General features: G+C 33.5%; 29 protein-coding genes. 16 read left to right on the top strand and 13 right to left on the bottom strand.

The window, feature by feature from the left end:
* Positions 1-32: 32 nt before the first annotated feature.
* From GJJ64_RS00095 to GJJ64_RS00105, 3 genes are read left to right on the top strand one after another with little or no spacing between them, the layout of a single operon-like run.
* Positions 33-233 (top strand): hypothetical protein, encoded by a 201-nt coding sequence (locus GJJ64_RS00095; protein ID WP_154285774.1) that lies wholly within the window; start codon positions 33-35, stop codon positions 231-233.
* 11 nt (positions 234-244) lie between these two features.
* Entirely contained in the window at positions 245-448 is a 204-nt protein-coding gene (locus GJJ64_RS00100) for a YgaP family membrane protein (RefSeq protein ID WP_154285775.1), read from the top strand.
* A gap of 11 nt (positions 449-459) precedes the next feature.
* Complete coding sequence (locus GJJ64_RS00105) at positions 460-1,065, top strand: TlpA family protein disulfide reductase (RefSeq protein WP_154285776.1); 606 nt, start codon at positions 460-462, stop codon at positions 1,063-1,065.
* A gap of 66 nt (positions 1,066-1,131) precedes the next feature.
* On the opposite strand, the gene dapA is transcribed toward GJJ64_RS00105, so the two are convergent.
* The 9 genes from dapA to GJJ64_RS00150 form a co-directional block, all read right to left on the bottom strand.
* The gene (gene dapA / locus GJJ64_RS00110) at positions 1,132-2,010 is read right to left on the bottom strand and encodes a 4-hydroxy-tetrahydrodipicolinate synthase (protein ID WP_154285777.1); all 879 of its coding nucleotides are present in this window, start codon (positions 2,008-2,010) and stop codon (positions 1,132-1,134) included.
* Positions 2,007-2,543, bottom strand: coding sequence for a DUF6913 domain-containing protein (locus GJJ64_RS00115; protein WP_154285778.1), 537 nt, complete (start codon positions 2,541-2,543; stop codon positions 2,007-2,009). The genes dapA and GJJ64_RS00115 overlap by 4 nt, the downstream gene beginning before the upstream one ends.
* Positions 2,544-2,556: 13 nt before the next feature.
* Positions 2,557-4,572: an NAD-dependent DNA ligase LigA gene (gene ligA, locus GJJ64_RS00120; protein ID WP_154285779.1), complete on the bottom strand. Its 2,016-nt coding sequence runs from the start codon at positions 4,570-4,572 to the stop codon at positions 2,557-2,559.
* A gap of 71 nt (positions 4,573-4,643) precedes the next feature.
* Positions 4,644-5,375: a LytR/AlgR family response regulator transcription factor gene (locus GJJ64_RS00125; protein WP_154285780.1), complete on the bottom strand. Its 732-nt coding sequence runs from the start codon at positions 5,373-5,375 to the stop codon at positions 4,644-4,646.
* Positions 5,372-6,406 (bottom strand): sensor histidine kinase, encoded by a 1,035-nt coding sequence (locus GJJ64_RS00130; protein WP_229655416.1) that lies wholly within the window; start codon positions 6,404-6,406, stop codon positions 5,372-5,374. The genes GJJ64_RS00125 and GJJ64_RS00130 overlap by 4 nt, the downstream gene beginning before the upstream one ends.
* A gap of 1 nt (position 6,407) precedes the next feature.
* Positions 6,408-6,761 carry a DUF4288 domain-containing protein gene (locus tag GJJ64_RS00135; RefSeq protein ID WP_154285781.1) on the bottom strand — a complete coding sequence of 118 codons (354 nt, stop codon included), beginning with the start codon at positions 6,759-6,761 and terminating at the stop codon, positions 6,408-6,410.
* A gap of 12 nt (positions 6,762-6,773) precedes the next feature.
* Positions 6,774-7,553: a LiaF transmembrane domain-containing protein gene (locus GJJ64_RS00140; RefSeq protein WP_154285782.1), complete on the bottom strand. Its 780-nt coding sequence runs from the start codon at positions 7,551-7,553 to the stop codon at positions 6,774-6,776.
* A 117-nt stretch (positions 7,554-7,670) separates the two neighbouring features.
* On the bottom strand, positions 7,671-8,861 hold the full coding sequence (locus tag GJJ64_RS00145) for a multidrug effflux MFS transporter (protein WP_154285783.1): 1,191 nt from the start codon (positions 8,859-8,861) through the stop codon (positions 7,671-7,673).
* Positions 8,862-8,926: 65 nt separating this feature from the next.
* On the bottom strand, positions 8,927-9,685 hold the full coding sequence (locus GJJ64_RS00150) for a DUF3891 family protein (RefSeq protein WP_154285784.1): 759 nt from the start codon (positions 9,683-9,685) through the stop codon (positions 8,927-8,929).
* 163 nt (positions 9,686-9,848) lie between these two features.
* On the opposite strand from GJJ64_RS00150, the gene ald reads away from it, so the two are divergent.
* The 4 genes from ald (at position 9,849) to GJJ64_RS00170 (ending at position 13,130) form a co-directional block, all read left to right on the top strand.
* A complete protein-coding gene (gene ald / locus GJJ64_RS00155; RefSeq protein ID WP_154285785.1) occupies positions 9,849-10,979 on the top strand; it encodes an alanine dehydrogenase in 1,131 nt (376 codons plus the stop codon).
* A 70-nt stretch (positions 10,980-11,049) separates the two neighbouring features.
* Complete coding sequence (locus tag GJJ64_RS00160) at positions 11,050-11,400, top strand: arsenate reductase (RefSeq protein WP_154285786.1); 351 nt, start codon at positions 11,050-11,052, stop codon at positions 11,398-11,400.
* Between the two features lie 110 nt (positions 11,401-11,510).
* Positions 11,511-12,233: a hypothetical protein gene (locus GJJ64_RS00165; protein ID WP_154285787.1), complete on the top strand. Its 723-nt coding sequence runs from the start codon at positions 11,511-11,513 to the stop codon at positions 12,231-12,233.
* Positions 12,234-12,269: 36 nt separating this feature from the next.
* Positions 12,270-13,130, top strand: a complete 861-nt coding sequence (locus GJJ64_RS00170) for a carbohydrate kinase family protein (protein ID WP_154285788.1) — start codon at positions 12,270-12,272, stop codon at positions 13,128-13,130.
* Between the two features lie 139 nt (positions 13,131-13,269).
* On the opposite strand, the gene GJJ64_RS00175 is transcribed toward GJJ64_RS00170, so the two are convergent.
* The gene (locus GJJ64_RS00175) at positions 13,270-13,707 is read right to left on the bottom strand and encodes a hypothetical protein (RefSeq protein ID WP_154285789.1); all 438 of its coding nucleotides are present in this window, start codon (positions 13,705-13,707) and stop codon (positions 13,270-13,272) included.
* Positions 13,708-13,936: 229 nt separating this feature from the next.
* Between GJJ64_RS00175 and GJJ64_RS00180 the strand changes: the two genes are divergently transcribed.
* Entirely contained in the window at positions 13,937-14,278 is a 342-nt protein-coding gene (locus GJJ64_RS00180) for a zinc ribbon domain-containing protein YjdM (RefSeq protein ID WP_154285790.1), read from the top strand.
* A gap of 46 nt (positions 14,279-14,324) precedes the next feature.
* On the opposite strand, the gene GJJ64_RS16965 is transcribed toward GJJ64_RS00180, so the two are convergent.
* Positions 14,325-14,450: a hypothetical protein gene (locus GJJ64_RS16965; protein ID WP_262884799.1), complete on the bottom strand. Its 126-nt coding sequence runs from the start codon at positions 14,448-14,450 to the stop codon at positions 14,325-14,327.
* Between the two features lie 423 nt (positions 14,451-14,873).
* On the opposite strand from GJJ64_RS16965, the gene rpsL reads away from it, so the two are divergent.
* The 6 genes from rpsL to GJJ64_RS00210 all read left to right on the top strand — a co-directional run bounded on the left by rpsL (position 14,874) and on the right by GJJ64_RS00210 (position 20,853).
* Positions 14,874-15,287: a 30S ribosomal protein S12 gene (rpsL, locus tag GJJ64_RS00185; protein ID WP_026904284.1), complete on the top strand. Its 414-nt coding sequence runs from the start codon at positions 14,874-14,876 to the stop codon at positions 15,285-15,287.
* A 19-nt stretch (positions 15,288-15,306) separates the two neighbouring features.
* On the top strand, positions 15,307-15,774 hold the full coding sequence (gene rpsG, locus GJJ64_RS00190) for a 30S ribosomal protein S7 (protein ID WP_026904285.1): 468 nt from the start codon (positions 15,307-15,309) through the stop codon (positions 15,772-15,774).
* Positions 15,775-15,869: 95 nt separating this feature from the next.
* Complete coding sequence (gene fusA, locus GJJ64_RS00195; RefSeq protein ID WP_154285791.1) at positions 15,870-17,978, top strand: elongation factor G; 2,109 nt, start codon at positions 15,870-15,872, stop codon at positions 17,976-17,978.
* Positions 17,979-18,104: 126 nt separating this feature from the next.
* Positions 18,105-18,410 carry a 30S ribosomal protein S10 gene (gene rpsJ, locus GJJ64_RS00200; protein ID WP_013633190.1) on the top strand — a complete coding sequence of 102 codons (306 nt, stop codon included), beginning with the start codon at positions 18,105-18,107 and terminating at the stop codon, positions 18,408-18,410.
* Positions 18,411-18,514: 104 nt separating this feature from the next.
* Entirely contained in the window at positions 18,515-19,561 is a 1,047-nt protein-coding gene (locus GJJ64_RS00205) for a Fic family protein (RefSeq protein WP_154285792.1), read from the top strand.
* 29 nt (positions 19,562-19,590) lie between these two features.
* Positions 19,591-20,853 carry a prephenate dehydrogenase gene (locus tag GJJ64_RS00210; protein WP_154285793.1) on the top strand — a complete coding sequence of 421 codons (1,263 nt, stop codon included), beginning with the start codon at positions 19,591-19,593 and terminating at the stop codon, positions 20,851-20,853.
* Between the two features lie 189 nt (positions 20,854-21,042).
* On the opposite strand, the gene GJJ64_RS00215 is transcribed toward GJJ64_RS00210, so the two are convergent.
* Complete coding sequence (locus tag GJJ64_RS00215) at positions 21,043-21,429, bottom strand: hypothetical protein (protein ID WP_154285794.1); 387 nt, start codon at positions 21,427-21,429, stop codon at positions 21,043-21,045.
* 47 nt (positions 21,430-21,476) lie between these two features.
* On the bottom strand, positions 21,477-21,782 hold the full coding sequence (locus GJJ64_RS00220) for a hypothetical protein (RefSeq protein ID WP_154285795.1): 306 nt from the start codon (positions 21,780-21,782) through the stop codon (positions 21,477-21,479).
* Between the two features lie 241 nt (positions 21,783-22,023).
* Between GJJ64_RS00220 and rplC the strand changes: the two genes are divergently transcribed.
* Both rplC and rplD read left to right on the top strand, forming a co-directional pair.
* The gene (gene rplC / locus GJJ64_RS00225) at positions 22,024-22,641 is read left to right on the top strand and encodes a 50S ribosomal protein L3 (protein WP_026904290.1); all 618 of its coding nucleotides are present in this window, start codon (positions 22,024-22,026) and stop codon (positions 22,639-22,641) included.
* A 1-nt stretch (position 22,642) separates the two neighbouring features.
* Positions 22,643-23,272 (top strand): 50S ribosomal protein L4, encoded by a 630-nt coding sequence (gene rplD / locus GJJ64_RS00230; protein ID WP_154285796.1) that lies wholly within the window; start codon positions 22,643-22,645, stop codon positions 23,270-23,272.
* The last annotated feature ends 1 nt before the right edge of the window (position 23,273 follow it).

Raw genomic sequence — 23,273 nt, forward strand, 5'->3', positions numbered from 1 at the left:
CATATTTGTTATAAGAATTAAAGAAACAGTTTATGAGAAGTTTATTGCTAAATAATTGGAATGTTATGCGAATCATAAAAACCCTAGCTGGTATTTATATCGCTTATGAAGCTGTTGCTCGTGAAGAAGTGATGATAGGTGTTTTAGCAGCAATTTTACTTTATCAAGGACTTTTTAATGTTTCTGCTTGTGGTATTGGCGGGTGTAATTTACCAAATAGAAATAACCATTAAAATTCAACAATATGAAAAAGAATATGGGAGGCTTAGATAGAAGCCTTAGAGTAATTATAGCCTTAATAATTACGTTATTATACTTTAATGAAATCATAAGCGGTGCTTTAGGTATTGTATTGTTGGTACTAGCTGTAGTTTTTGTTCTAACAAGTTTAGTGAGTTTTTGTCCCTTATACGTACTTTTTAAATTTAATACTTGCAAGCGAGACTAAATGAGAATATAATGGTGGAGAAAGAGAATAATGATAAGAAGTTATTAAGCTGGTCTAATATTTCAACAGCTTTGTTAATTCTTTTCGCTTTAGCGATGGTATTTAGTCCGCAAGTTAAAGGTAAGGTGATAGAAGGCTTAATGAAAGTAGGTTTATTTCAGCCTGATTTACCTAAAGATCAAGAAATTAAGGCTCCTTTAATTGTAGAAAATGAAGTTGTTTTTATAGATAAAACAGGTAATGAAGTAAGATTGTCTGGTTTAAGAGGTAAAGTAGTGTTCATTAATTTTTGGGCTACTTGGTGCCCGCCTTGTATTGCAGAAATGCCGTCTATCCATCAACTGGCGAAGCAATTTAAGGGAAATGATAAGCTTGTTGTTTTAACTGTTGATGTGGATCAAGATTTACAGAAATCGTTAAAGTTTATGCAAAAAAGAAAATTTGATTTACCGGTGTATACACTTGCTAGTGCTGTGCCAAGTACCTATCTCGGTAATAGCATACCTACAACTATTGTTTTAAATAAACAAGGTAAATTGGTGTTCAAGCATGAAGGTGGCGCTGACTATACCAATAAAGAATTTATTGGATTTTTGAATAAGCTAAGTAGAGAATAGTTTTAAAAAAGAGCGGAGTTGAGGATTATTTTTACTTCAACTCCGCACATAACACCTTTACCCTAATTATTTTAAAAAATCTACCTGAGCTTTTATTTTTTCTTTTGTTATTGAGCTAACAGGCACTAAAGGTAAGCGTAAGTAATCTTCGCATATACCAAGTTCTTTCATGGCAGCTTTTACACCACCCGGATTACCTTCTGCAAAACATAATCTTGTAAATTCCAAAAAGTCAGAATGACTTTTTCTAGCACCTTTAAAATCATTTTTTAAGCAAGTACGCACCATTTCAGAGAACTTCAGTGGAAAAGCATTTGCAACAACAGAAATAACACCTACGGCACCTAAAGCAATCATTGGTAGCGTTACTGGGTCGTCTCCAGAAATCAAATCAAAACCTTCTGGTTTATGAGCAGCTATTTCATTAAACTGGTCAAAATTTCCTGAAGCCTCTTTAATCCCGATAATATTTTTAACTTCTTTAGCTAATCTTAAAGAAGTTTCTGCACTCATATTAGAGCCTGTTCTACCCGGTACGTTGTATAAAATAATAGGTAATTTAGACGCTTCTGCAACGGCTTTATAGTGCTGAAAAAAACCTTCTTGTATAGGTTTATTATAATAAGGTGCTACAGAAAGTATAGCTTCATATCCTTTTATAGAAAAGTTACTAACTTCAGCTACTACTTCTGCGGTGTTGTTACCGCCAATACCAGCAACTAAAGGAATTCTACCGTTTACCTTCTCAGATACAAATTCAAAAACTTTTTTCTTTTCTTCTTTAGTTAATGTAGCAGATTCTGCGGTTGTGCCTAAAACCACTATATACTCAACTTTACCATCTATTAAATGGTTAATGATTTTTTCTAAGGCGTTAAAATCAATTGTGTAATCAGCATGAAAAGGTGTAATCATGGCTACACCAGTCCCCAAAAATCTACTCATTTTATTTTCTCTAAATAATATCTCAACTCTGTAGAAAAGCCTGCAATGCTTTCCTGTTGTGTTTCAATCATGAAATCAAAAAAAGGTGCTTGCTTAGGGTTGTAAGCAGCAACTTTAAAAACCGATTTTGAAACCGCAGCTATATAAACAAGCGGGAAACATAAATCAGTACAAAGGTTTATCAAAATATCAAATTCATGATTAATGAAATTGCCTATTTTTTCTTTTTTAGGAATATAATTCCAATCAATATCCTCAACAGAAATAAGTTCTATATTGGTTTTAGATTTTAGCTGCAAGCCTTTATCTAGTACAAAACCTAGCAATTTTACCTTTTTATTGCCGGTTTGCAAAGTTTTTGCAAAATGTTCTGCTTCAACAATCTGTTCAGCATCTTTTATAGGCACTAAAATACCAATATTTTGTGCATCTTTTAATGATATAGAATGATTGTTACGTTTAAGTTTCTTGAGTTCATGCTTTAATTTTGCAAAACCAGATCTTAATCTTAAACTATTGAAGAATTTCTTCATCTCTTTCCCTTTTTTATTCCTCCAACATCTTTAAAAGAGCCGCATCAGTAATGATAGGAATGTTTAATTTATTAGCTTTTTCTAATTTAGAAGGCCCCATATTATCACCGGCTACTAAGTAATTTAACTTACCAGATATCCCGCTCAATATTTTACCTCCATTACTTTCAATAATGTCTTTAAGCTCATCTCGGCTATATTGTTCAAATACACCCGATATAACGAAAGTTTGACCAGCTAATTTTGAACTTTGTAAAATTACTTCCTTTTCTTCAATTTCAAACTGTAAACCTATTTCTTTTAAACGATTTATTTCTTGTTGATGTTTTTCATCAGCAAAATATTCTAAAATACTTTGTGCAATACGTTCTCCAATTTCATCTGCAGCAATGAGCTCTTCAAAAGAAGCGCCTTGCAAAGCCTGGATATTTTTAAAATGAAAGGCTAATTTTTTAGCAACCGTTTCTCCAATATATCTGATTCCTAAGCCAAAAAGCACTTTCTCAAAAGGCATTTGCTTAGATCTTTCTATACCTTCCAGCATGTTATTAACAGATTTCTCTCCAAACCTATCTATACTTTTTAAGGTAGCTTCGTGGTTTTTTAATAAGTAAATATCACTAATATGCCTAATTAAGCCTTTTTGATAAAGCGCTTCTATAGTTTCAGAACCTATTCCATCAATATTCATCGCCTTACGGCTGATGAAATGCTGCATTTTACCTACAATTTGTGGCGGACAACCTTCGTCATTAGGGCAGTAATGAACAGCTTCTCCCTCTTTTCTGATGAGCTGTGTGCCACACTCTGGACAATGTTCTAGATAATTGATTTTTGCAGCATCGGCTTTTCTTTTTTCTAGATTTACACGAATAACTTTCGGGATAATTTCTCCACCTTTCTCTACTAAAACGGTATCGTTTTCATGTAAATCAAGTCTTGAAATCTCGTTAGCATTATGCAAAGTTGCTCTTTTTACTGTAGTACCTGCCAATAAAACAGGTTTTAAATTAGCTACAGGAGTTACAGCCCCGGTTCTACCCACTTGGTAAGTTACTTTTTCTAAAGTAGTTTCTACTTCTTGCGCTTTATATTTATAACTGATTGCCCAACGCGGAGATTTCGCGGTAAAGCCTAACTCTTGCTGTTGTGCATAGCTATTTACTTTGATAACGATGCCATCTATATCGTAACTTAAGTTAAATCTTTTAGTTTCCCAGCTTTCTATAAAGAGTAAAACATCTTCTATGGTATTGCATAGTTTACTTTCCTCAGAAACATGAAAGCCCCAATTTTTTACAGCTTGTAAACTTTCCCAATGTGTTTTAAACGGATTTTGGTCTGCATAAAGGAAATATAAAAAACAGTCTAGCGGGCGTTTAGCAACTTCAGCAGAATCTTGCATTTTTACAGTTCCTGATGCAAAGTTTCTTGGATTTGCATAAGCTTGTTCGCCCTGTTCTATACGTTCTTGGTTAAGTTTTTCAAAAGCAGCTTTATGCATAAAAACTTCGCCACGTATCTCAAAATGTTCTGGAACATTTTGATGAGGAATACTTAGAGGGATGCTTCTTAATGTCTTGATATTAGCAGTTACATCATCGCCCTTGGTGCCATCTCCACGTGTAACGGCTCTTAGTAACTTTCCGTTTTCGTAAGTTAGACTGATAGATAAGCCATCAAATTTTAACTCACAAACGTATTGAAAATTATCGCCTATGGCTTTCTTAATTCTTTGGTCAAAGTCTATTAAATCTTGTGCATTATAAGTGTTTCCTAAGGAAAGCATAGGCCACTTGTGTACAACAGTTTTAAAAGTTTTAGTAATTTCTCCGCCAACTTTTAAAGTAGGAGAATCTGGATGTACAAATTCTGGATACTGTTTTTCAAGAGCTTCTAATTCTTTTAGTTTGATGTCAAAATCATAATCAGAAATGGTTGGCATCGCTAAAACATAATAGTTGTAATTATGTTGTTTTAGCTCTTTTACTAATGCTGCTATTTGCTCTTTTATTTGTACCGTTGACATATTGCGAAGATACTATTTTAGAGAAATATTAGAACAGACTTCTTTAACAGAACATTAAGAGTTTTCTATGATTACATCCCTAATGCAGCTCTTAATTTTGGATAACCATTTTTACTAACTGGTAGTTTTTGTCCATTTCTAAGTAAGACAATGTGGCTATCTTTTTCGTAGTTTTCTATTTTAGTGATTTGATCTAGCTTTACGATATACGAGCGATGAATCCTGATGAATTCTTTTTCAGATAAGTTTTTCTCGAAGAAGCTCATGGTTTTATTCTTAAGAAAAGCACCCTCTGTAGTATGGATGTTCACATAATCATCGTCAGCTTCTAAATAAATAATATCATAAACAGGGATGATTTTAATTTTATTTCCTGTTTTAACCACAACACGTTCATTTTGAACAGGGGTTAAAGAAGCTTCTTCTAAAACAGTTTTAAAATTTGGGGTTACCTGTTCTGATAAGCATTTTGTTATGGCTTTATTAAAACGCTGTTGATCAAAAGGTTTTAATAAATAATCTATGGCGTTTGCTTCAAAAGCTTTGATGGCATATTCTTCAAAAGCAGTGGTAAATATTACTTGAGGCTTTTGATCTAGCAGTTCAAGCATCTCAAAACCAGTTATTTTAGGCATTTGTATGTCTAGAAAAATCAAATCAGGTTCGTGTTCTTTGATAGCTTTTAAGCCTTCAAAACCATTGTTGCATTCTTCTAAAACAGTAATGTTTGGATGCGCTGCCAGATATTCTAGAATAATACTTCTAGCTAGCGGTTCATCATCAATAATTAATGCCTTTTTCATGTTTGTGGGATAGTGAGTGTAGTTATAAATTCATGATTAAGCGCTCTTGCTTCTAATAAATCTTTTCTGTTGTATATGATAGAGAGCCTTCTTTTGATACTAGCCAAACCAAAGCCTGTTCCTTTATGAGGATAAGCCGTATTAGGGTCAAACGGATTATGAATACTTATATAAAGCGTGTTTTCATGCGAGCTACAATTTATGGTTATGGTTACATCTTCTAAAGTATCATATAAACCAAATTTTATAGCGTTTTCTAGTAAAGGCTGTAATATCATTGGAGGAACTTTTAGCTCTTTATTCTCTGTATTACAGTTTATAATGGTGTTAAGCCTATGTCCAAATCTAACTTTTTCTATATCTAAATAAAGTTTCAGGTGCAATATTTCTGCTTCTAGCGTAGTTAATTCATCGTCTCTTTTGATAGTGCCTCGTAAAAAATCAGAAAGTTGCTGTATCATTTTTCTTGCTTCCTGAGGTTTTGAAAAAGTAAGTGCACTTATAGAGTTAAGGCTGTTAAACAGAAAATGAGGTTGTAATTTTTCTCTCAAAGTAGAAAGCTCTGCTTCTTTACTTAGTCTATCGGCTTCTTGCCTTCTTCTCTCTAATTCTTCTTTTTCTTGTTGATTATACCAAAGGACACCAATCATAGCCATCCACCCAATCAGTAAAAAAGAAAATCCAAAACGGATGAGGATAGAAGAGTGTAAAAAATTATGATATTCTTCTGTATCTGATGCTAGTTGAGGTAAGATAAATAACAACACCGTGGTTGATAGAAATGCTAAGACCAAGCACCAAACAATTATAAAAATGTATTTATTTTCTTTTGGTTGATAGTAGGCTAAGTTGTTTGCAATTAACCAGCAGAATAAGGCTATAATAACTAAAGAACATAAACTATCTTTAATGGCAACCATTAAGTTAATACCTAAAGAGTACAAAGTATATGTACTTAAGGCAAACCAAATGGTCCATAAAATAAAGAATGCTTTTCTGAAACTTCTATTAGAAAAAGGTAAAATAGCCAAACTAGAAATGGATTAAATTTTCTTGTGTTATCTTTTTTAAATTTAGTGCTTTTTCTTCTACTCTTTTCAAGTAAAGCTCAACATTATCAGGCTCTTCAATATGGTAATGTATTTCTTTACCCTGTTCTATTTCTCCAACATATTCTGATTCTGTTACGGCAATAAACTTCCAATTTAAAGTATGTCCGTTTTGGCTGATGATATTTTCTTGTGCCATTAAACCCACCTGATGAGCCATTTCTAAAGCATGTTCTTTACTTAATGCTTGAACAAGTCTTAGTTGTTCATCAAATTGAAAATGCTTGTTATTATCATTCACAATTTGAAAAATTAATTTTACAGCAAACCATTTCATAAGTAGTAATATTTAAAAGCTTTTAATTTCTATTCCTCCAAATACTGATGTTCCTTTAATCACAAGTACTTTACTTTTATCAGTTACTTGATTTTGGAAGACTCTTTTATCATCAATTCCGGCAAAAATTGCTGCCATCTCTGTGCTCACTTCCCATCCGTGAGGGATGATGATTTTTGTGCCTCCAAAAATTTGTACTACCTCTAGTACGGCAACACCTTGTATATCAGCATGGGTAAGATTAATCTCTGTACCACCCATAATGGTTACAATCTCGCCACCTTTAAAATTTTTAGAAAGTACATGTTTTTTAGCGCCTCCAAATACAGCAACAGAATCTATCACATCATCACCGGTGTTTAAATTATCTTTATGACTAAAATTAGCTTTCCCTTCATTTTCATCAGTTAAAGGCTGATAATCTTTTTTTTTAAATCCACCTTTGAACTCATGCATATCACATTTTTTATGCCTGCCAAAAATGAACCATAAACCCAAACCAATTAATACAACTGGCCATGTATATTCCGTAACTATTAAATCGGGGTTAATTCTTTCTGCTAAGAAAACACCACCAACTAAAATCATAAATAACCATCCCGAGTTTCTGAAGTTGTTTTTGATGCCACTTGCAAGACCAATCACAATCAGAAGCATAGGCCAGCTTATTAACCATGATGGTAAATCGGCTCCCATTTGTTTAGCTAATAAAGCCGAGCCTATTACCAGAAAGGCGCCTCCTACAACTTGTTTATTATAATTTTTTTTATTTTTTATTTCTTGATTTTCCATGACTTTAATGATTATGGTTCAAAGATGCCATACAAAGTATTAAACATTAATATGAAAATGGGGAGTCAGGGTGTTTTCTCGGTAAAGTGAGGTGAAAAGTCGGTGAAAATTTTAAGCTTAATATTTTTTAGCTTGCTTTTGGCCGATGTAGACCAAAGAAAAACTACAAATAATACAAAAAGCCATAACACCTGTCATAGGTAAAGCTGTGCCGTCATGTAAAAAACTTACAGCAAAGGATGCTAAAGCACTAAATAGCATCTGGAAACATCCTAACAAAGCAGATGCTATCCCTGCTTTTTTATCAAAAGGAGCCATGGATAGCGCTGAAGTATTAGGAGAAAAGAACCCTAATGCCGACATAAATATCCATATTAAAATTAGAGTGCTGTAAACATTTAAGAATTGTGCAGCTGATAGTATAGCGAGTAATAGAACTGCAGTTAGTTGTACCCAACTTGAGTTCTTTATAATAATCCCGATAGGATATTTCTTAAGTAATTTACTGTTTAATTGGCTAGCACTTATCAAACCAATGGCATTTAATGCGAATAACCAACCATATTGTTTTTCTGTAAAACCAAACAGTTCAATAAAAACAAATGTAGAACCTGCTATATAAGCAAACATAGCCGCTGATGCTATACCTCCGGCCAACGCATAATAGATAAAACATGGCTCAGAAAAAGCAAACCAAAAATCACTTAACACTGCTTTTGGTTTTAAAGACATGGTTTTATCTGCAGGTTTACTCTCAGGTAAATATCTATAGCACATATAAATGGTAAAGACAGCTAAAATTATTAAGAAAATAAAGATAGAGCGCCAGCCTAAGCCGCTACTCATGTAACCGCCTAATGTTGGTGCAAGAATAGGTGATACACCAATAACCAACATCAACAAAGAAAAAATTCTTGCATTTTCACTAACCGGGAAGATATCTCTTACCATAGCTCTAGAAATCACCATGCCTGCACAACTTCCTAAAGCTTGAAAAAAGCGCATTACAATTAAAGTATCAGCAGTGTTTGCAAAGGCGCATGCAACACAAGTAAGTAGGTATATAAATAGGCCAGTAAAAAGAGGTATTAATCTGCCAAACCTATCTATTAAAGGACCGTAAATAAGTTGGCCTAAAGAAATACCGATAAAATAGCTACTTAAAGATAGTTGTATATGCGGTACAGTGGTGTTTAAATCCTCTGCCATTACCGGGAAAGCCGGTAAATACATATCAATGCTAAACGGACCTAAAGCAGATAAAATTCCAAGTGATAAAATGATGTAGAACCTGTTTTTTTCTGCCATAGCTGCAAAAATAAGAGAATCAGATTTAAGCCTGAGTATTATTTCTGCTATAATTATAATGCCACTTAGATGATTTTAATATTATGATAAAACCAAGGCTGCTTAGTGAAAGCCGTTAACAAACCTTCATTTTTGATATTCTCTTTAAGTATTTTTTTAAAGGTAATCTTTATCTCAAAAGGTTTTTCAAATAGGTTGCTATTAAATTTTATAATGTTTTTATCTTGATAATTTGCAGAGACTCTTTGCTCTCCGTTATCATGAAAAAATTCAGAGTTATTAAAACCATCTCTAAAAAGAGGATGCTCATTTTTCTTATCAACCCCCGGGTTATTCATGCAAGCATAAAGAGATAAATCATCGCAAAGTTGTAATATCTTAAGTTGATAATTTAAAAAAGTAGATGTTTGTATTTTTAAGCGTTGTATTAAATGCTTTTGCCTTAAAGTTTCTCTTTCGTAAAAAGATTTTCCATACTCGGTTTCTGAGTTTGCAAAAAAACTACTGTAATGCATGCTACAAATTAGTGCAGCATAAGAGTTTGCTTGGTCTACTTGCTCAATCCCGAGCTTGTAAAAGTGTAGTTTTATATTTTCAGGATATTCTATAAAATCATAAGGTTTTTGAAGTTTATCGTTCCAAATAGGTTCAGAGTCTGGGATAATCCAAGCTCTATCATGTTGATATATAGCAAATTTTAAAGATTCAAAATGTTCTGTAGGTATAAACTCTTTCTTTAAGTTTACAAAAAATTCTCCTGAAATAGTAGCATGTTCATGCTGTGTTATAAAAATAAATGAATCTTTTGTTTCCCGCGTAATCATAGATATAATAAAGCTCAAAATTACACTTTCTTTAAAATTTAAAAAATTATAATTTGTATTATATTGATGTATTTTAAAAAAATTACAATCAAATAAAAAAAAGTTTAAACAAATAGCTGTTTTGTTAATGATTTTTTATTTATTTGTTTAAAACTTTGATAAAATGATTATAGGTGTACCTCGTGAAATAAAAAATAATGAAAATAGAGTAGGTCTAACGCCCGCTGGTGTACATGAATTAGTAAAAAGAGGGCATGAAGTTTTAATAGAAACGCATTCTGGCGCTGCAAGTGGTTTTAGAAATGATGATTATGAGGAGGCTGGGGCGAAAATTATCTTAACTGGAGATGAGGTTTGGGGTAGGGCCGATATGATTGTTAAAGTTAAAGAGCCTGAAGAACGCGAGTATAAATTGGCTAGGAAAGATCAATTGATTTTTTGTTTCTTCCATTTTTCTTCTCATCGTAAACTCACCTATGCCATGATGGATAGTGGTGCCGTATGTTTAGCTTATGAAACAGTAGAGTGTACAGATAAATCTTTGCCTATTTTAGTCCCTATGTCTGAGGTTGCTGGGAGAATGGCTATACAACAAGGAGCTAGATACCTAGAAAAACCTGTAATGGGTAGAGGTGTATTGTTAGGCGGTGTACCAGGCGTAACACCCGGAAAAGTTTTAATTATTGGTGCTGGCGTAGTTGGGGTACAAGCTGCAAAAATGGCTTCTGGTTTAGGTGCTCACGTTACCATTGTTGATACTAATATAGAACGATTAAGGTATGTAAATGATATCCTTCCGCCTCATGTGGTTACCATGTTTAGTAGCGAGTATAACATCAGAAAATTAATCACAAATCATGATTTAATTGTTGGAGCTGTTTTAGTTCCTGGTGCAAAGTGCCCAACAGTTGTTACAAGAGATATGTTAAAGTTGATGAGACCTGGTACAGTTATCGTTGATGTTTCTGTAGATCAAGGTGGGTGTATAGAGACTTGTAAGCCTACTACGCATGAAAATCCAACATACATTGTAGATGGTATTTTACATTATTGTGTAACCAATATGCCAGGTGCTGTGCCTTACACTTCAACCATTGCACTTACAAATAGCACATTCCCTTACATTTTACAACTAGCAGATAAAGGCTGGAAAAAAGCATGTTTAGATAATTACGAACTTCTTAAAGGATTAAATATTATTAACGGGGAAGTAGTTTATCGTGAAGTTGCAGCTACTTTTGATTTACACTACAAACCTGTACATCAGTTTCTAGATACCAAAGAAGAATACTAATCAATATAAAAATAACAAATTTCAATATCAGCTGTTAAATATTTAGCTTCGTAGGTAAGTTTAATATAATATGACTGTTAAAGTATTTGGTATTCCTAACTGTGGGTCTGTAAAAAAAGCAAGAACATGGTTAGAAGAAAATAACATTGATGTAGATTTCCATGATTTTAAAAAGCTTGGGATAGATGAAGAACATCTAAACAAATGGTGTAATACCCTAGGTTGGGAAAAGGTAGTTAATAAAAAAGGTTTAACTTGGCGTGGATTAGACGAAAAAGTTAAAGAAACCATAAGTGACCAACAGACTGCTGTAAAGCTGATGTTAACACACACTAGTGTTATAAAAAGACCAGTTATAGAAACCTCAAAGGCCATAATTATTGGTTACGATGAAGCAGAACTAGAAAAATTGTTCTCCTAATCAAGCGTTAAATAATGTTAATAAGTTGTTTTCTAAGGTTTATTAACAGATTTTTGACATTGTAGGATACAAAATGGTTGTTAATTTGTCAATACAACTAAACATAATTTATGAAAGGCTTCTGGTTAATTCTGTTTCTTTTAGCACCTAGTTTTTTATGCGCACAAAGCATATTAACAGGTACTGCATATGATGCTGATACAAGAAGTAAATTAAAATTGGTTTTTGTAAATAATCTTACCCAAAGGGAGGTAGACCATACAGGGCAAAAAGGAGATTTCAAAGTTAAAGCGGAGATTGGTGACTTAGTTGTTTTTTCTTGTCCAGGTTATCAAAGTGACACTTTGATAGTAGAAAGTTTAGAACCACGTATTGTTTTATTAAGAACCAGAATGATTGTCTTAAACGAAGTTATTGTATCTGCTCAAGCTAATAAAACCGATGCTCAAATTAGAGCAGCTTACTCTTCTGCTTATTCTGCTGCCAATACAACTATTTTAACCAAAGATGGTAGCTTAAGTTTATACAATGCTTTTAGTAAACAATCTCAGCAAAAGAGAGAATTTCAGAAATTTATGGATACCGAACTTAACGAACGTTTAATTGATAGACGTTTTAATAGAGAATTGGTAACCGAGCTCACTAAAGTGCGAGGGCAATTATTAGAGGATTTTATGTCTTATTATCGTCCAACATACTCACAAATTAAAGATATGAGTGATGTAGAGTTACGAACCTATATCATTAAATCTTACAATGAATACATCAAACTGCCTGCAGAAATGAGAATATACCCTCCTCTGCCTAAAACATCATTTGGTGATGGAATGTAATCATCGTTATATCAAATTTAAAATTACAAAAGCCTTATGATTTATTGTTTTGGAGAAATATTGTGGGATGTTTTTCCTCAAAAAGCCTTGCCAGGCGGAGCGTTAATGAATGTCTGTATTCATCTTCACAAATTAGGCTCCCAAACAAAGTTGATAAGTGCTATCGGTAATGATAAGGCTGGTGCTGATTTAAAAGCTTATCTACATCAAGAGCTAAAAGATGTTTCACTTATTCAAATAAAAAATCATTTAGCTACAGGTAAAGTTCTGGTAAATCTTGATGACCCTTTAAATGCTAGATATGAGATTGTAAAACCTGTAGCTTATGATGAAATAGATAATCCAACAGTTTCTTTAAAAGAGGATGATGCTCTTGTTTTTGGCAGCTTAGCATCCAGAGGAAGATATACAAAAAATACTTTGTTAAAACTTTTAGAAAAATCTTGTTTAAAGATTTTTGATATTAATCTAAGAGCGCCACACTACACAGAAGCATCATTAAAACAATTTTTAAAATTAGCAGATTGGGTTAAGCTCAATGATGATGAATTTGAATTGGTTTGTTCTTGGTATCAATTAAATCCTCAGGATGAATCAATACTTCAAATATTAGCTGCTTTGTGGGATGTTAAATTAATCTGCGTGACTATGGGAGGTAAAGGAGCTGTCTTATATATTGATGGTCAAACTTTTCAGCATTCAGGTTTTCAAGTTGAAGTTGTTGATACTGTTGGTGCAGGGGATGCCTTCTTAGCAGCACTCATCCATTCTTATCAAATAGGCTATACTCCAGAAATTATGCTAAACAATGCATGCGCTTTAGGTGCATTTGTTGCAGGTAAAAGTGGGGCCAACCCTCAATATCAAATAGATGATGTAAACTTTTTTAAATTATAACTTTGAAAGTAATTAATTCAGAAATTAAGGTATAACAGAGATTTTATTAAGTGTTTAACTTATGAAATCCCTGTTTTTTTATTGAGTTCTTGGATAAAACATCAATCCCAAATAGTTTGTACTATTATTTAGAGATTTACTAAAAAGTAGCTCTTAGGCCTAAACCGCTAGCTCCAATCATACTTTCTAATCTAACTTTTCTATAGCTTAATTTTTGTAAACCTTCATTATAAGCTTTTACTGCTGTAGAAGTGTTTTTGTTATATGCAGAAGAAAAAGGTATAGATATAACTGTTAATGCAGCCCCAACACCTAAAAGAGTCCAATTCATATCAGAGCCAGAAATAGCTGCGCCTAAAGGATATCCTATACAAAAGCCGCCTATGCTGCCAAATATGGCTGCAGGAACTTGATTCTTTTTTGCTTTTAACATAGCCTCATAAGCAACAGGATTACTTTTTGTTAATTCTAAAAGCTGTTTGGGCTTTAGCATTTTTCCATTTTGAATGTAATAAGTGCCTAAGCCTTTTTTGATGGTTATGGTGTCTTGTTTGGATTGTGAGAATCCGTAACTCATAAAAAGAGTTAAGATAAAAGATAGTAATAATTTTTTCATACTGATTATTGTTAGTACCACTAAAAGTAGGAGATTATCAACTTAATCAAAAAAATAAATGCTTTTTGTTTACTAATCTTCAGTTGAATGATATTGGTTGCTTACTTACTAATGAATAGTATCAGGTACTTAAAGTGAGATAGAACTTAAAACTTTTATTCTTTTACCTTTGCTTCTTAATTTTTATTTGATGAGTAATAACAATAACTGTCCACAATGTGGATCCGAATTTACCTACCCAGAACAAGACTACATGGTTTGTTCTCAGTGTTTTTATGAATGGAATCCGGAAGCAGAAGAAATTGAAACTAATGTTATTGATAAAGTATTAGATGCTAATGGGAATGAATTAGTAGATGGAGATACTGTAATTTTAATAAAAGATTTGCCTATAAAAGGCTCTCCTAAGCCTATGAAGATAGGTACCAAAGTGAAAAATATACGCCTTACTTCTGGTGATCATAATATTTCTTGTAAGGTGGATGGTTTTGGAGCTATGTATTTAAAATCAGAGTTTGTAAAGAAGGCTTAGATAATAAAAAAGGTTTGGCTTACAGAAGCCAAACCTCAAACAAATGTTACTGTTTTTTCTTTTTAGAGCTGCCCAATTCTTTTGCAGCTTCACTTTTCTGTGTTTTACTTGTTTTTGGGTCTTTTAACTCTTTAGAAGCCTGGCTCTTAGAGTTGCTTTTTGATGTAGGCATATTTTTCAGTTTTAAATAAATGTAAATAAGACTTTACAACAAGTTTGCCAAAAGATTATTCATACAATAATGATTATAATACTTAATAAGAGCTTTAAAAAATGCCTCAGAATTTGCCACCTAAACCCGATTGAAGCATTTGTTTGAGCTCTTTAGCAATTGGGAAATTGCTAAAAGCGAGTGCGGAAAGCGGGACAGCCTTTAATAGTAGTACTAAATGTGCTTTTCTAATTTTTAAATACATCCTAGGCTTTTAAATTAGACTTCCGGCATCGGGGTCATCGGATATTTAAACTTTTTTCACTCAACCTATTGAATATCAAAAAATAAAAACCTACTTTTGCAGTCCTTTTAAATGGGCATGGTATGCCGTGTTCAAATTTGAGGGTAGTTAAAAGAAATTTTTAAACATAAATTCATTAAATGCCAACCATTCAACAATTAGTTAGGAAAGGTAGAGTAGCTCTGGAGGATAAGAGTAAATCCCCAGCGTTGGACAGCTGTCCACAGCGAAGAGGAGTATGTACCCGTGTATATACAACTACCCCTAAAAAACCAAACTCAGCAATGCGTAAAGTTGCCCGTGTACGTTTAACCAATGGTAAAGAGGTTAACGCTTACATTCCGGGTGAAGGTCACAACTTACAAGAGCACTCTATTGTGTTAGTAAGAGGTGGAAGAGTAAAAGATTTACCAGGTGTTCGTTATCACATCGTTCGTGGTGCTTTAGATACTGCAGGTGTTGCAGGTCGTAATCAGCGTCGTTCTAAATATGGTACTAAGAGACCAAAACCAGGACAAGCAGCAGCAGCTCCAGCAAAAGGTAAAAAGAAATAATTAAACGGAGGAAAAGAACATGAGAAAGTCGAAACCAAAAAAGAGAATTATTCTTCCTGATCCAAAGTTTAACGACGTTATGGTTACCAGGTTTGTGAATAATATGATGTACGATGGAAAAAAATCTATCGCTTACGATATATTTTATAAAGCTATTGATTTAGTTGAGTCTAAAACTAGTGAAAACGGTTTAGAGCAATGGAAAAAAGCTTTAAATAATGTAATGCCAGGAGTAGAGGTAAAATCACGCCGTGTGGGTGGTGCTAACTTCCAGGTACCAACAGAAGTTCGTCCTGAGCGTAAAATTGCTTTAGGTATGAAATGGTTAATTAGCTATTCAAGAAAACGTGGTGAAAAAACCATGATGGAAAAATTAGCTGGTGAAATTATTTCTGCTGCTAAAGGTGAAGGTGCTGCAGTGAAGAAAAAAGAAGATACACATAAAATGGCAGAAGCTAACAAAGCTTTCTCTCATTTCAGATTCTAGAAACACAGATTACATAGATTAACATGATTACACCGATTTTTAGCAACTAACTGGAAATCGGTGTAATCATTTAAAAATCCTATAAATCATTTATAATGTCAAGAGATTTAAAATTCACAAGAAACATTGGAATTGCTGCTCACATTGATGCTGGTAAAACTACCACTACAGAGCGTATTCTATATTATGCAGGTGTGAACCACAAAATTGGTGAGGTACACGATGGTGCTTCTACTATGGACTGGATGGTTCAAGAGGCTGAAAGAGGTATAACAATTACTTCTGCTGCTACAACTGTAAACTGGAAATACAGAGGAAATAACTACCATATCAATATTATTGATACCCCAGGTCACGTTGACTTTACCGTAGAGGTAAACCGTTCTTTACGTGTTTTGGATGGTTTAGTTTTCTTGTTTTCTGCGGTTGATGGTGTTGAGCCTCAATCTGAAACTAACTGGCGTTTAGCTAACAATTATAATGTATCACGTATTGGTTTTGTTAACAAAATGGATAGAGCTGGTGCTGATTTCTTAAAAGTTGTTAAGCAAGTAAAGGATATGTTAGGTTCTAACGCTATTCCTTTACAAATTCCTATTGGTGCAGAAGATTCTTTCAAAGGTGTGGTAGATTTAATCAACTGGAGAGGTATTGTTTGGAATGAAGCTGATAAAGGTATGACTTTTACAGAAGTTCCAATTCCTGATGATTTAGTTGATGAAGCAACTGAGTGGAGAGAGAAATTATTAGAAGCTGTTGCTGAATATGATGAGTCTTTAATGGAGAAATTCTTTGATGACCCTTCTACCATTACAGAGCGTGAGATTTTAGACGCTTTACGTCAGGCAGTATTAGATGCTAAAATTGTTCCTATGGTTTGTGGTTCATCTTTCAAAAATAAAGGGGTACAAACTATGCTTGATTATGTGATGGAATTATTGCCTTCACCACTAGATCAAGAAGGTATCAAAGGTACGAATCCTAATACTGGCGAAGATGTAACTCGTAAGCCAGATATTAAAGAGCCTTTTTCTGCATTAGCATTTAAAATTGCTACCGATCCTTTTGTTGGTCGTTTATGCTTTATCCGTGTTTACTCAGGTAATTTAGAGGCTGGTTCTTATGTTTACAATGCTCGTTCAGAAAATAAAGAACGTATTTCTCGTATTTTCCAAATGCATGCAAATAAGCAAAACCCAATTCCTAATGTTGGAGCTGGAGATATAGCTGCTGTTGTAGGTTTCAAGGATATTAAAACCGGAGATACGCTTTGCGATGAGAAGAGCCCTATCGTTCTAGAGTCAATGCAGTTCCCAGAGCCAGTTATTGGATTAGCAATTGAGCCAAAAACTCAAGCTGATGTTGATAAATTAGGTATGGCTTTAGGTAAATTAGCTGAGGAAGATCCAACTTTCCGTGTTCATACTGATGAAGATTCTGGACAAACCATCATTCAAGGTATGGGTGAGCTTCACTTAGATATCTTAATGGACCGTTTAAAACGTGAGTTTAAAGTAGAGGTTAACCAAGGTGCGCCACAAGTAGCATACAAAGAAGCTATTACTGGTACTGTTCAACACCGCGAGACATACAAAAAACAAACTGGTGGTCGTGGTAAATTTGCTGATATACAAGTTGTTATTTCTCCTGCTGATGATGAAACTAAAGTTGGTCTTCAGTTTGAAAATGAGATTTCAGGTGGTGCTATCCCTCGTGAATTTATCCCATCTGTACAAAAAGGTTTTGAAGCTTCATTACCAAACGGTGTGTTAGCAGGTTTCCCTGTAACTTCAATGAAAGTTCGTTTAATTGATGGTTCTTTCCACCCAGTGGATTCAGATGCATTATCATTCGAATTAGCAGCTCGTAACGCTTTCCGCGAAGCGCTTCCAAAATGTAAACCGGTATTAATGGAGCCAATCATGAAAATTGAGGTATTAACTCCAGAAGAAAACATGGGTGATGTAATGGGAGACTTAAACCGTCGTCGTGGTCAGTTACAAGGTATGGATACAAGAGCTGGTGCTCAAGTTATCAAAGCCTTAGTGCCACTTTCTGAGATGTTTGGTTATGTTACCCAACTACGTACAATTACATCTGGTAGAGCAACTTCTACAATGGAATTTGACCATTATGAGCCAGCTCCAAGAAACGTACAAGAAGAAGTAGTAGCTAAAGCTAAAGGTGCTAAAGCAAACGCATAATAAGTAGAAAGTTAAAAGTAGAAAGTAAAAAGACTTGAAACCTTAAGCTTTCTACTTTTAACCTTAATAAAATAAACCCGATTATCGTTACAAATAGCTCTAACGATTAATCTTAAAACAAAAACAATGAGCCAAAGAATTAGAATTAAATTAAAATCTTACGATTACAATTTGGTAGATAAGTCTGCTGAGAAAATCGTTAAAACTGTTAAACCTACGGGTGCAGTAGTTAGTGGTCCAATTCCTCTTCCAACTGAGAAGAAAATTTACACTGTATTACGTTCTCCACACGTTAACAAAAAAGCAAGAGAGCAATTTCAATTATGCTCTTACAAAAGATTATTAGATATCTACAGTGCTTCTGCAAAAACTGTAGATGCTTTAATGAAACTTGAATTACCTTCAGGTGTTGAAGTAGAAATTAAAGTCTGATAGTCCAAATACATCGATTTTAAAGCCCTTTCCTTTCATTAGAAATGGGCTTTTTTTATCTCAAAAATAATGACCATTTTTGTCATGAATTAATTTGTCACAAAATGAACTCCCAAATTAAAGCAGCTAGAATTAATAAAGGACTAAAAGTGAGGGAACTTGCTCAGTTGCTAAAAATTGATTCTTCTTTAGTAAGTAAATTTGAGTCTGGAGTAAGAAAACCTACTAGAGAGCAAGTTATTCAAATAGCTCAGATTTTAGATTTAGATGCGCATGAATTACTCATAGATTGGTTAAGCGAGCAAGTTGTTGATCAAGTGGGTTATGGTAATTTCGCTTTGGAAGTTCTTTCTCTTGCCGAAGAGAAGATAAGATACTATAAAAAAAGCGAGTTAATCGCCTTAAAGAAATTAACAGATATTTTAGCTGAAATTGATGAGTTAAAACAAAAATTAGCACAGCATAGGGCTTTAGAAAGTTTTAAAATTATTAAAGCCTTAGAGTTAGAATATACTTTTGAAAGTAATAGGATAGAAGGAAATACGCTTACGCTTAAAGAAACAGATTTGGTAATTAATGAGGGGATTACTATTTCAGGTAAAAGTATGCAAGAACATTTAGAAGCTATAAATCATAAAGAGGCTTTAGATTTTCTTAAAGATTTAGTAAGCAGTAATAATGATTTTTCTGAAAGGCATTTATTATTGTTGCATTCGCTTATCCTTAAAGGGATTGATTCTAAATATGCAGGTGTTTATAGGGACGTACAAGTTATGATAAGCGGAAGCAGACATTTGCCTCCACAACCATACTTGATAAAGAAGCAAATGGAAGATTTGTTTTTTTGGTATCAGGCTCATAAAAAATATTTACATCCGGTTGTTTTAGCTGCAGAACTATCTGAAAGATTAGTTACCATTCATCCTTTTTTAGATGGTAATGGCAGAACTTCTAGACTTATCATGAATCTTATTTTGTTAAAAAACGGTTATGTAATTGCAAACATTAAAGGTGATGCCGAAAACCGTATGAAATATTATGAAGCTTTAGAAAATGCTCAAGTAGATAATCAAAAGGAGGGTTTCCATCTTTTTGTAGCCCAAGTAGAGTTAGAGGCTATGAAAAGATATTGCTCAATTTTAGGGGTTTAAAATCTATATCTTTTAATATCTTAGCAACGATGAATATAGGATTAATAGGTCTTGGCGATATGGGGAAGCTATATGCAAAGAAATTTGCAGCTGCAGGGCTTTCTGTTTTTGGATGTGATTTGCCAGACCGTACGCTAGAACTACAAGAAGAATTAGGTCCTTTAGGAATAATAGTTCTGAATAATGGTTTGGAAGTATCTGCAAAATGCGATTTTATTTTTTATGCGGTAGAGGCAGAAAAGATTAAAGAAGTTGTAGCTGCTTGTGCTTTTTCTACAAAAAAGGGAGCTATTGTAACAGGTATGACATCGGTTAAAACTCCAGAAGTAGAAGCATTTGAGCGTTATTTATCAAAAGATATAGAGTTAATCATAACCCATTCTTTACATGGTCCAGGTTTTAGTACTAAAGGTCAGAAACTAATTGTTGCCCCGCATCGGATATCTGCTGAGTCTTATGCAAGGGCTATTCAAGTTTTACAACTTCTAGAATCTGAAATTATTGAGCTTAATGATTATCATCAGCATGATCAAATCATGGCAGATACACAAGCGGTAACACACATGGGTTTTGAAAGCATGGGTACCGCTTGGAAAAATGCAGGAACTTATCCTTGGGAAAGTGGCGCTTATGTTTCTGGAATAGATAATGTTAAGATTTTAACCACTCTGAGAATCTTTAGTTATAAAGCTCATATTTATGCAGGTTTAGCTATTTTAAATCCATACGCCACTGCTCAGATTATTGCTTACGCTCAATCAGAATCAACTTTATTTAAAATGATGATTCAAGAGGATGAGGCTAATTTTAGGAAAAGAATTTATAAAGCAAGGGATTTTGTTTTTCATGAACAAACCAATCTTATTTTATTTGATGATAAGATTATGCAAGAATTTAGTATAGGTGATAATCAAGAATTGGCTAAACATAATTCTCACCTTAGTTTACTTGCTATGGTTGATGCCTGGCATCAATTAGGTATTAATCCATATGATAATATGATTTGCCAAACACCTCCTTTTAAACTCAGATTAGGAATTGTAGAGTATCTCTTTAAGAATGAAGCCTTATTAGAAGATACTATTCAAACAGCTTTATACGATAAGAGTATAAGAGGAGATGATTTAGAGTTTCATACAGCAGTACGAGAATGGGCTTCTATAATCAGATATAAAGATATGGAAGGTTATAAAACTCATTTTAAAGAAGCGAAAGACTTTTTTGAACCTCTTCTAGAAAAGGGGCGTATACAAAGTGCTTTATTGATTAAGCGTTTATCAACGCCTATATAACTCGTCTAATTTGTTTCTTTCGTCTTGTAAAGCTCTGGCAAGTTTTTTCTCATTATCATTAGCTTTTATTTTAAAGTTTTTGAATTCATCATTTAAATCATTAAAAAGCTTAGTTCTATATACAGCCTCATTTCTAAAGCCTTTTGTTCTAAATATTAAAAAGACAGATAAACTTGCTAAAAGAATAATTTAGGCCCACATAGTAGTTTGGTAGCTAGTTTTAGAAAGTGGAATAAATCCCAATAGTAGTATTTCATCTTTAGCATTTAATGCTGAAGTTAAGTTATCATCTTTTTCTACTAAAAGCTTTTTAAGCTGGTTTATTTCTGATTGTTGGTTCTTAAGTTGGCTTTGAGCTTGATTTAGCTTTGCTTGTTTATATTTTAAAGTATCTGTTGTGTTTTTCCAAAGATTTTTTATCTGATTTTGATTAATGACTTTATACTCTTGATAATTATTTGCCTTTTCCACTATATTTTGGTACTGAGTATCTAAACTCGTTTGTGCTTTTGAATAATTAATCGTTCCAAAGGTCAAAAGCATAAAACTATTTAAGAGATATAATTTACTTTTCATGTGTTTTAGGATTTTACATCCAATAAAACAGTGAAAACGTAAGATTATTATATTTTAACTGGTATGAGCTGAAAAATATTAAGTGAATTATTTCTGTTTTTGTCTAAATAAAATTCAAAAAGTAAATTATTAGAGCTATCTATGGCGAATCCAGTTAAAGAATCAGCAATAATTTTTATTCTTTCGCCTGAGTTTAAATTATAGTAGTGTCCGCTTTTTATAATTGGCTTTTCGAGTAACTTTCCTGTTTTCGAGGTATCAGTTGTATGGTCATCTTTAGAAGATATTCTATAACAAGCTGCTAAAGTAATTATGAAAAGAGTAATTGTTGATTTAAATACAAGTAATTTCATAATAATGAGATAGGTCAAATGTTAATACAATAATTAGTCCCACTTTCTTATGTGCCTCTTAATCTTTAAAAGAGAGATGAAATTTTAGGTGATTGGAGTCTTAAGAAAAAATATGAAAAATAAACTTATAACTGTTTGATTATTAATAAGTGTTTCTTATCTTTGCCGTCCCTTTTGGGAATATTGTATCCACCTTGAACGAAGCCCTACTGCTTCGATGGGTGTTAATTTAATTATAGAAATGTCAGGAATTATTGGAAAAAAAGTAGGAATGACCAGCATTTTCGACGCAGAAGGTAAGAATATACCTTGTACTGTTATCGAAGCTGGGCCTTGTGTGGTAACACAAGTGAGAACCGTCGAGAAAGATGGCTATGCTGCTGTTCAGTTAGCTTACGACGAGAAGAAAGAAAAAAACACCACTGCTTCATTAAAAGGTCATTTTGAGAAAGCTGGAACTACTCCTAAGCGTAAGCTTGTTGAGTTTAAGTATTTTACAGAAGAAAAATCTTTAGGTGATGTTGTTGATGTTAATCTTTTCTTAGAAGGTGATTACGTTGATGTAGTTGGTACTTCTAAAGGTAAAGGTTTTCAGGGTGTTGTAAAACGCCACGGTTTTAGCGGGGTGGGTATGCAAACTCACGGTCAGCACAATCGTTTAAGAGCTCCAGGTTCATTAGGTGCTTCTTCATTCCCTTCAAGAGTATTTAAAGGGATGAGAATGGCTGGAAGAACTGGTGGTTCTAGAGTGAAAATTCAAAACCTTCAAATCGTTAAAGTTTTTGCTGAGCAAAATTTATTAGTTGTTAGTGGTTCTATACCAGGAGCAAAGGGTTCGTACGTATTAATCGAGAAGTAAGATGGAAGTTAAAGTATTAAACATCTCAGGTAAAGAAACAGGTGCCAAGGTGCAACTTCCTGAGGGAATCTTCGGTATTGAGCCTAATGACCATGCGATTTATTTAGACGTAAAACAGTATTTGGCAAATCAACGTCAAGGTACTCACAAGTCTAAACAACGTAATGAAATTGCCGGATCAACTAGAAAATTGTACAAGCAAAAAGGTACAGGTGGTGCTAGAGCAGGAAGTATTAAATCTCCATTATTTAATGGTGGTGGTAGAATTTTCGGTCCTCAACCACGTGACTACAGCTTTAAATTGAACAAAAAGTTAAAAGAAGTTGCTCGTAGATCTGCGCTTTCTTATAAAGCTCAAGACAACAGCGTTTTAGTATTAGAGGATTTTACTTTTGAATCTCCAAAAACTAAAGACTTCATCAGCTTACTAAATGCATTAAATTTTGCAAACGAGAAAACATTAGTTGTTTTAGCAGAAGCAAATCAAAACGTTTATTTAGCAAGCAGAAATCTTCAAAAAGCTAAAGTTATTACAGCAGATCAGTTAAATACATATGATGTATTAAACGCAGGAAAATTAGTATTAACTACCGGTTCGGTAAAAACATTAGAGGAGGCACTAGCTAAGTAAT

Origin of the sequence: Pedobacter puniceum (genome assembly GCF_009674685.1) — a bacterium.
GTDB classification, from domain to species: Bacteria; Bacteroidota; Bacteroidia; order Sphingobacteriales; family Sphingobacteriaceae; genus Pseudopedobacter; species Pseudopedobacter puniceum.

Coding starts and splice junctions, on each gene's coding strand:
- rpsJ (WP_013633190.1), top strand. CDS start 18,105: ATGAGCCAAAGAATTAGAATTAAATTAAAATCTTACGATTACAATTTG.
- GJJ64_RS00210 (WP_154285793.1), top strand. CDS start 19,591: ATGAATATAGGATTAATAGGTCTTGGCGATATGGGGAAGCTATATGCA.
- GJJ64_RS00175 (WP_154285789.1), bottom strand. CDS start 13,707: ATGAGTTACGGATTCTCACAATCCAAACAAGACACCATAACCATCAAA.
- GJJ64_RS00140 (WP_154285782.1), bottom strand. CDS start 7,553: ATGGAAAATCAAGAAATAAAAAATAAAAAAAATTATAATAAACAAGTT.
- GJJ64_RS00125 (WP_154285780.1), bottom strand. CDS start 5,375: ATGAAAAAGGCATTAATTATTGATGATGAACCGCTAGCTAGAAGTATT.
- fusA (WP_154285791.1), top strand. CDS start 15,870: ATGTCAAGAGATTTAAAATTCACAAGAAACATTGGAATTGCTGCTCAC.
- rpsG (WP_026904285.1), top strand. CDS start 15,307: ATGAGAAAGTCGAAACCAAAAAAGAGAATTATTCTTCCTGATCCAAAG.
- GJJ64_RS00100 (WP_154285775.1), top strand. CDS start 245: ATGAAAAAGAATATGGGAGGCTTAGATAGAAGCCTTAGAGTAATTATA.
- GJJ64_RS00165 (WP_154285787.1), top strand. CDS start 11,511: ATGAAAGGCTTCTGGTTAATTCTGTTTCTTTTAGCACCTAGTTTTTTA.
- GJJ64_RS00105 (WP_154285776.1), top strand. CDS start 460: ATGGTGGAGAAAGAGAATAATGATAAGAAGTTATTAAGCTGGTCTAAT.
- GJJ64_RS00220 (WP_154285795.1), bottom strand. CDS start 21,782: ATGAAATTACTTGTATTTAAATCAACAATTACTCTTTTCATAATTACT.
- GJJ64_RS00135 (WP_154285781.1), bottom strand. CDS start 6,761: ATGAAATGGTTTGCTGTAAAATTAATTTTTCAAATTGTGAATGATAAT.
- dapA (WP_154285777.1), bottom strand. CDS start 2,010: ATGAGTAGATTTTTGGGGACTGGTGTAGCCATGATTACACCTTTTCAT.
- ligA (WP_154285779.1), bottom strand. CDS start 4,572: ATGTCAACGGTACAAATAAAAGAGCAAATAGCAGCATTAGTAAAAGAG.
- rplD (WP_154285796.1), top strand. CDS start 22,643: ATGGAAGTTAAAGTATTAAACATCTCAGGTAAAGAAACAGGTGCCAAG.
- GJJ64_RS00180 (WP_154285790.1), top strand. CDS start 13,937: ATGAGTAATAACAATAACTGTCCACAATGTGGATCCGAATTTACCTAC.
- GJJ64_RS00170 (WP_154285788.1), top strand. CDS start 12,270: ATGATTTATTGTTTTGGAGAAATATTGTGGGATGTTTTTCCTCAAAAA.
- GJJ64_RS00115 (WP_154285778.1), bottom strand. CDS start 2,543: ATGAAGAAATTCTTCAATAGTTTAAGATTAAGATCTGGTTTTGCAAAA.
- GJJ64_RS00160 (WP_154285786.1), top strand. CDS start 11,050: ATGACTGTTAAAGTATTTGGTATTCCTAACTGTGGGTCTGTAAAAAAA.
- GJJ64_RS00095 (WP_154285774.1), top strand. CDS start 33: ATGAGAAGTTTATTGCTAAATAATTGGAATGTTATGCGAATCATAAAA.
- GJJ64_RS00215 (WP_154285794.1), bottom strand. CDS start 21,429: ATGAAAAGTAAATTATATCTCTTAAATAGTTTTATGCTTTTGACCTTT.
- GJJ64_RS16965 (WP_262884799.1), bottom strand. CDS start 14,450: ATGCCTACATCAAAAAGCAACTCTAAGAGCCAGGCTTCTAAAGAGTTA.
- rpsL (WP_026904284.1), top strand. CDS start 14,874: ATGCCAACCATTCAACAATTAGTTAGGAAAGGTAGAGTAGCTCTGGAG.
- rplC (WP_026904290.1), top strand. CDS start 22,024: ATGTCAGGAATTATTGGAAAAAAAGTAGGAATGACCAGCATTTTCGAC.
- GJJ64_RS00145 (WP_154285783.1), bottom strand. CDS start 8,861: ATGGCAGAAAAAAACAGGTTCTACATCATTTTATCACTTGGAATTTTA.
- GJJ64_RS00150 (WP_154285784.1), bottom strand. CDS start 9,685: ATGATTACGCGGGAAACAAAAGATTCATTTATTTTTATAACACAGCAT.
- ald (WP_154285785.1), top strand. CDS start 9,849: ATGATTATAGGTGTACCTCGTGAAATAAAAAATAATGAAAATAGAGTA.
- GJJ64_RS00205 (WP_154285792.1), top strand. CDS start 18,515: ATGAACTCCCAAATTAAAGCAGCTAGAATTAATAAAGGACTAAAAGTG.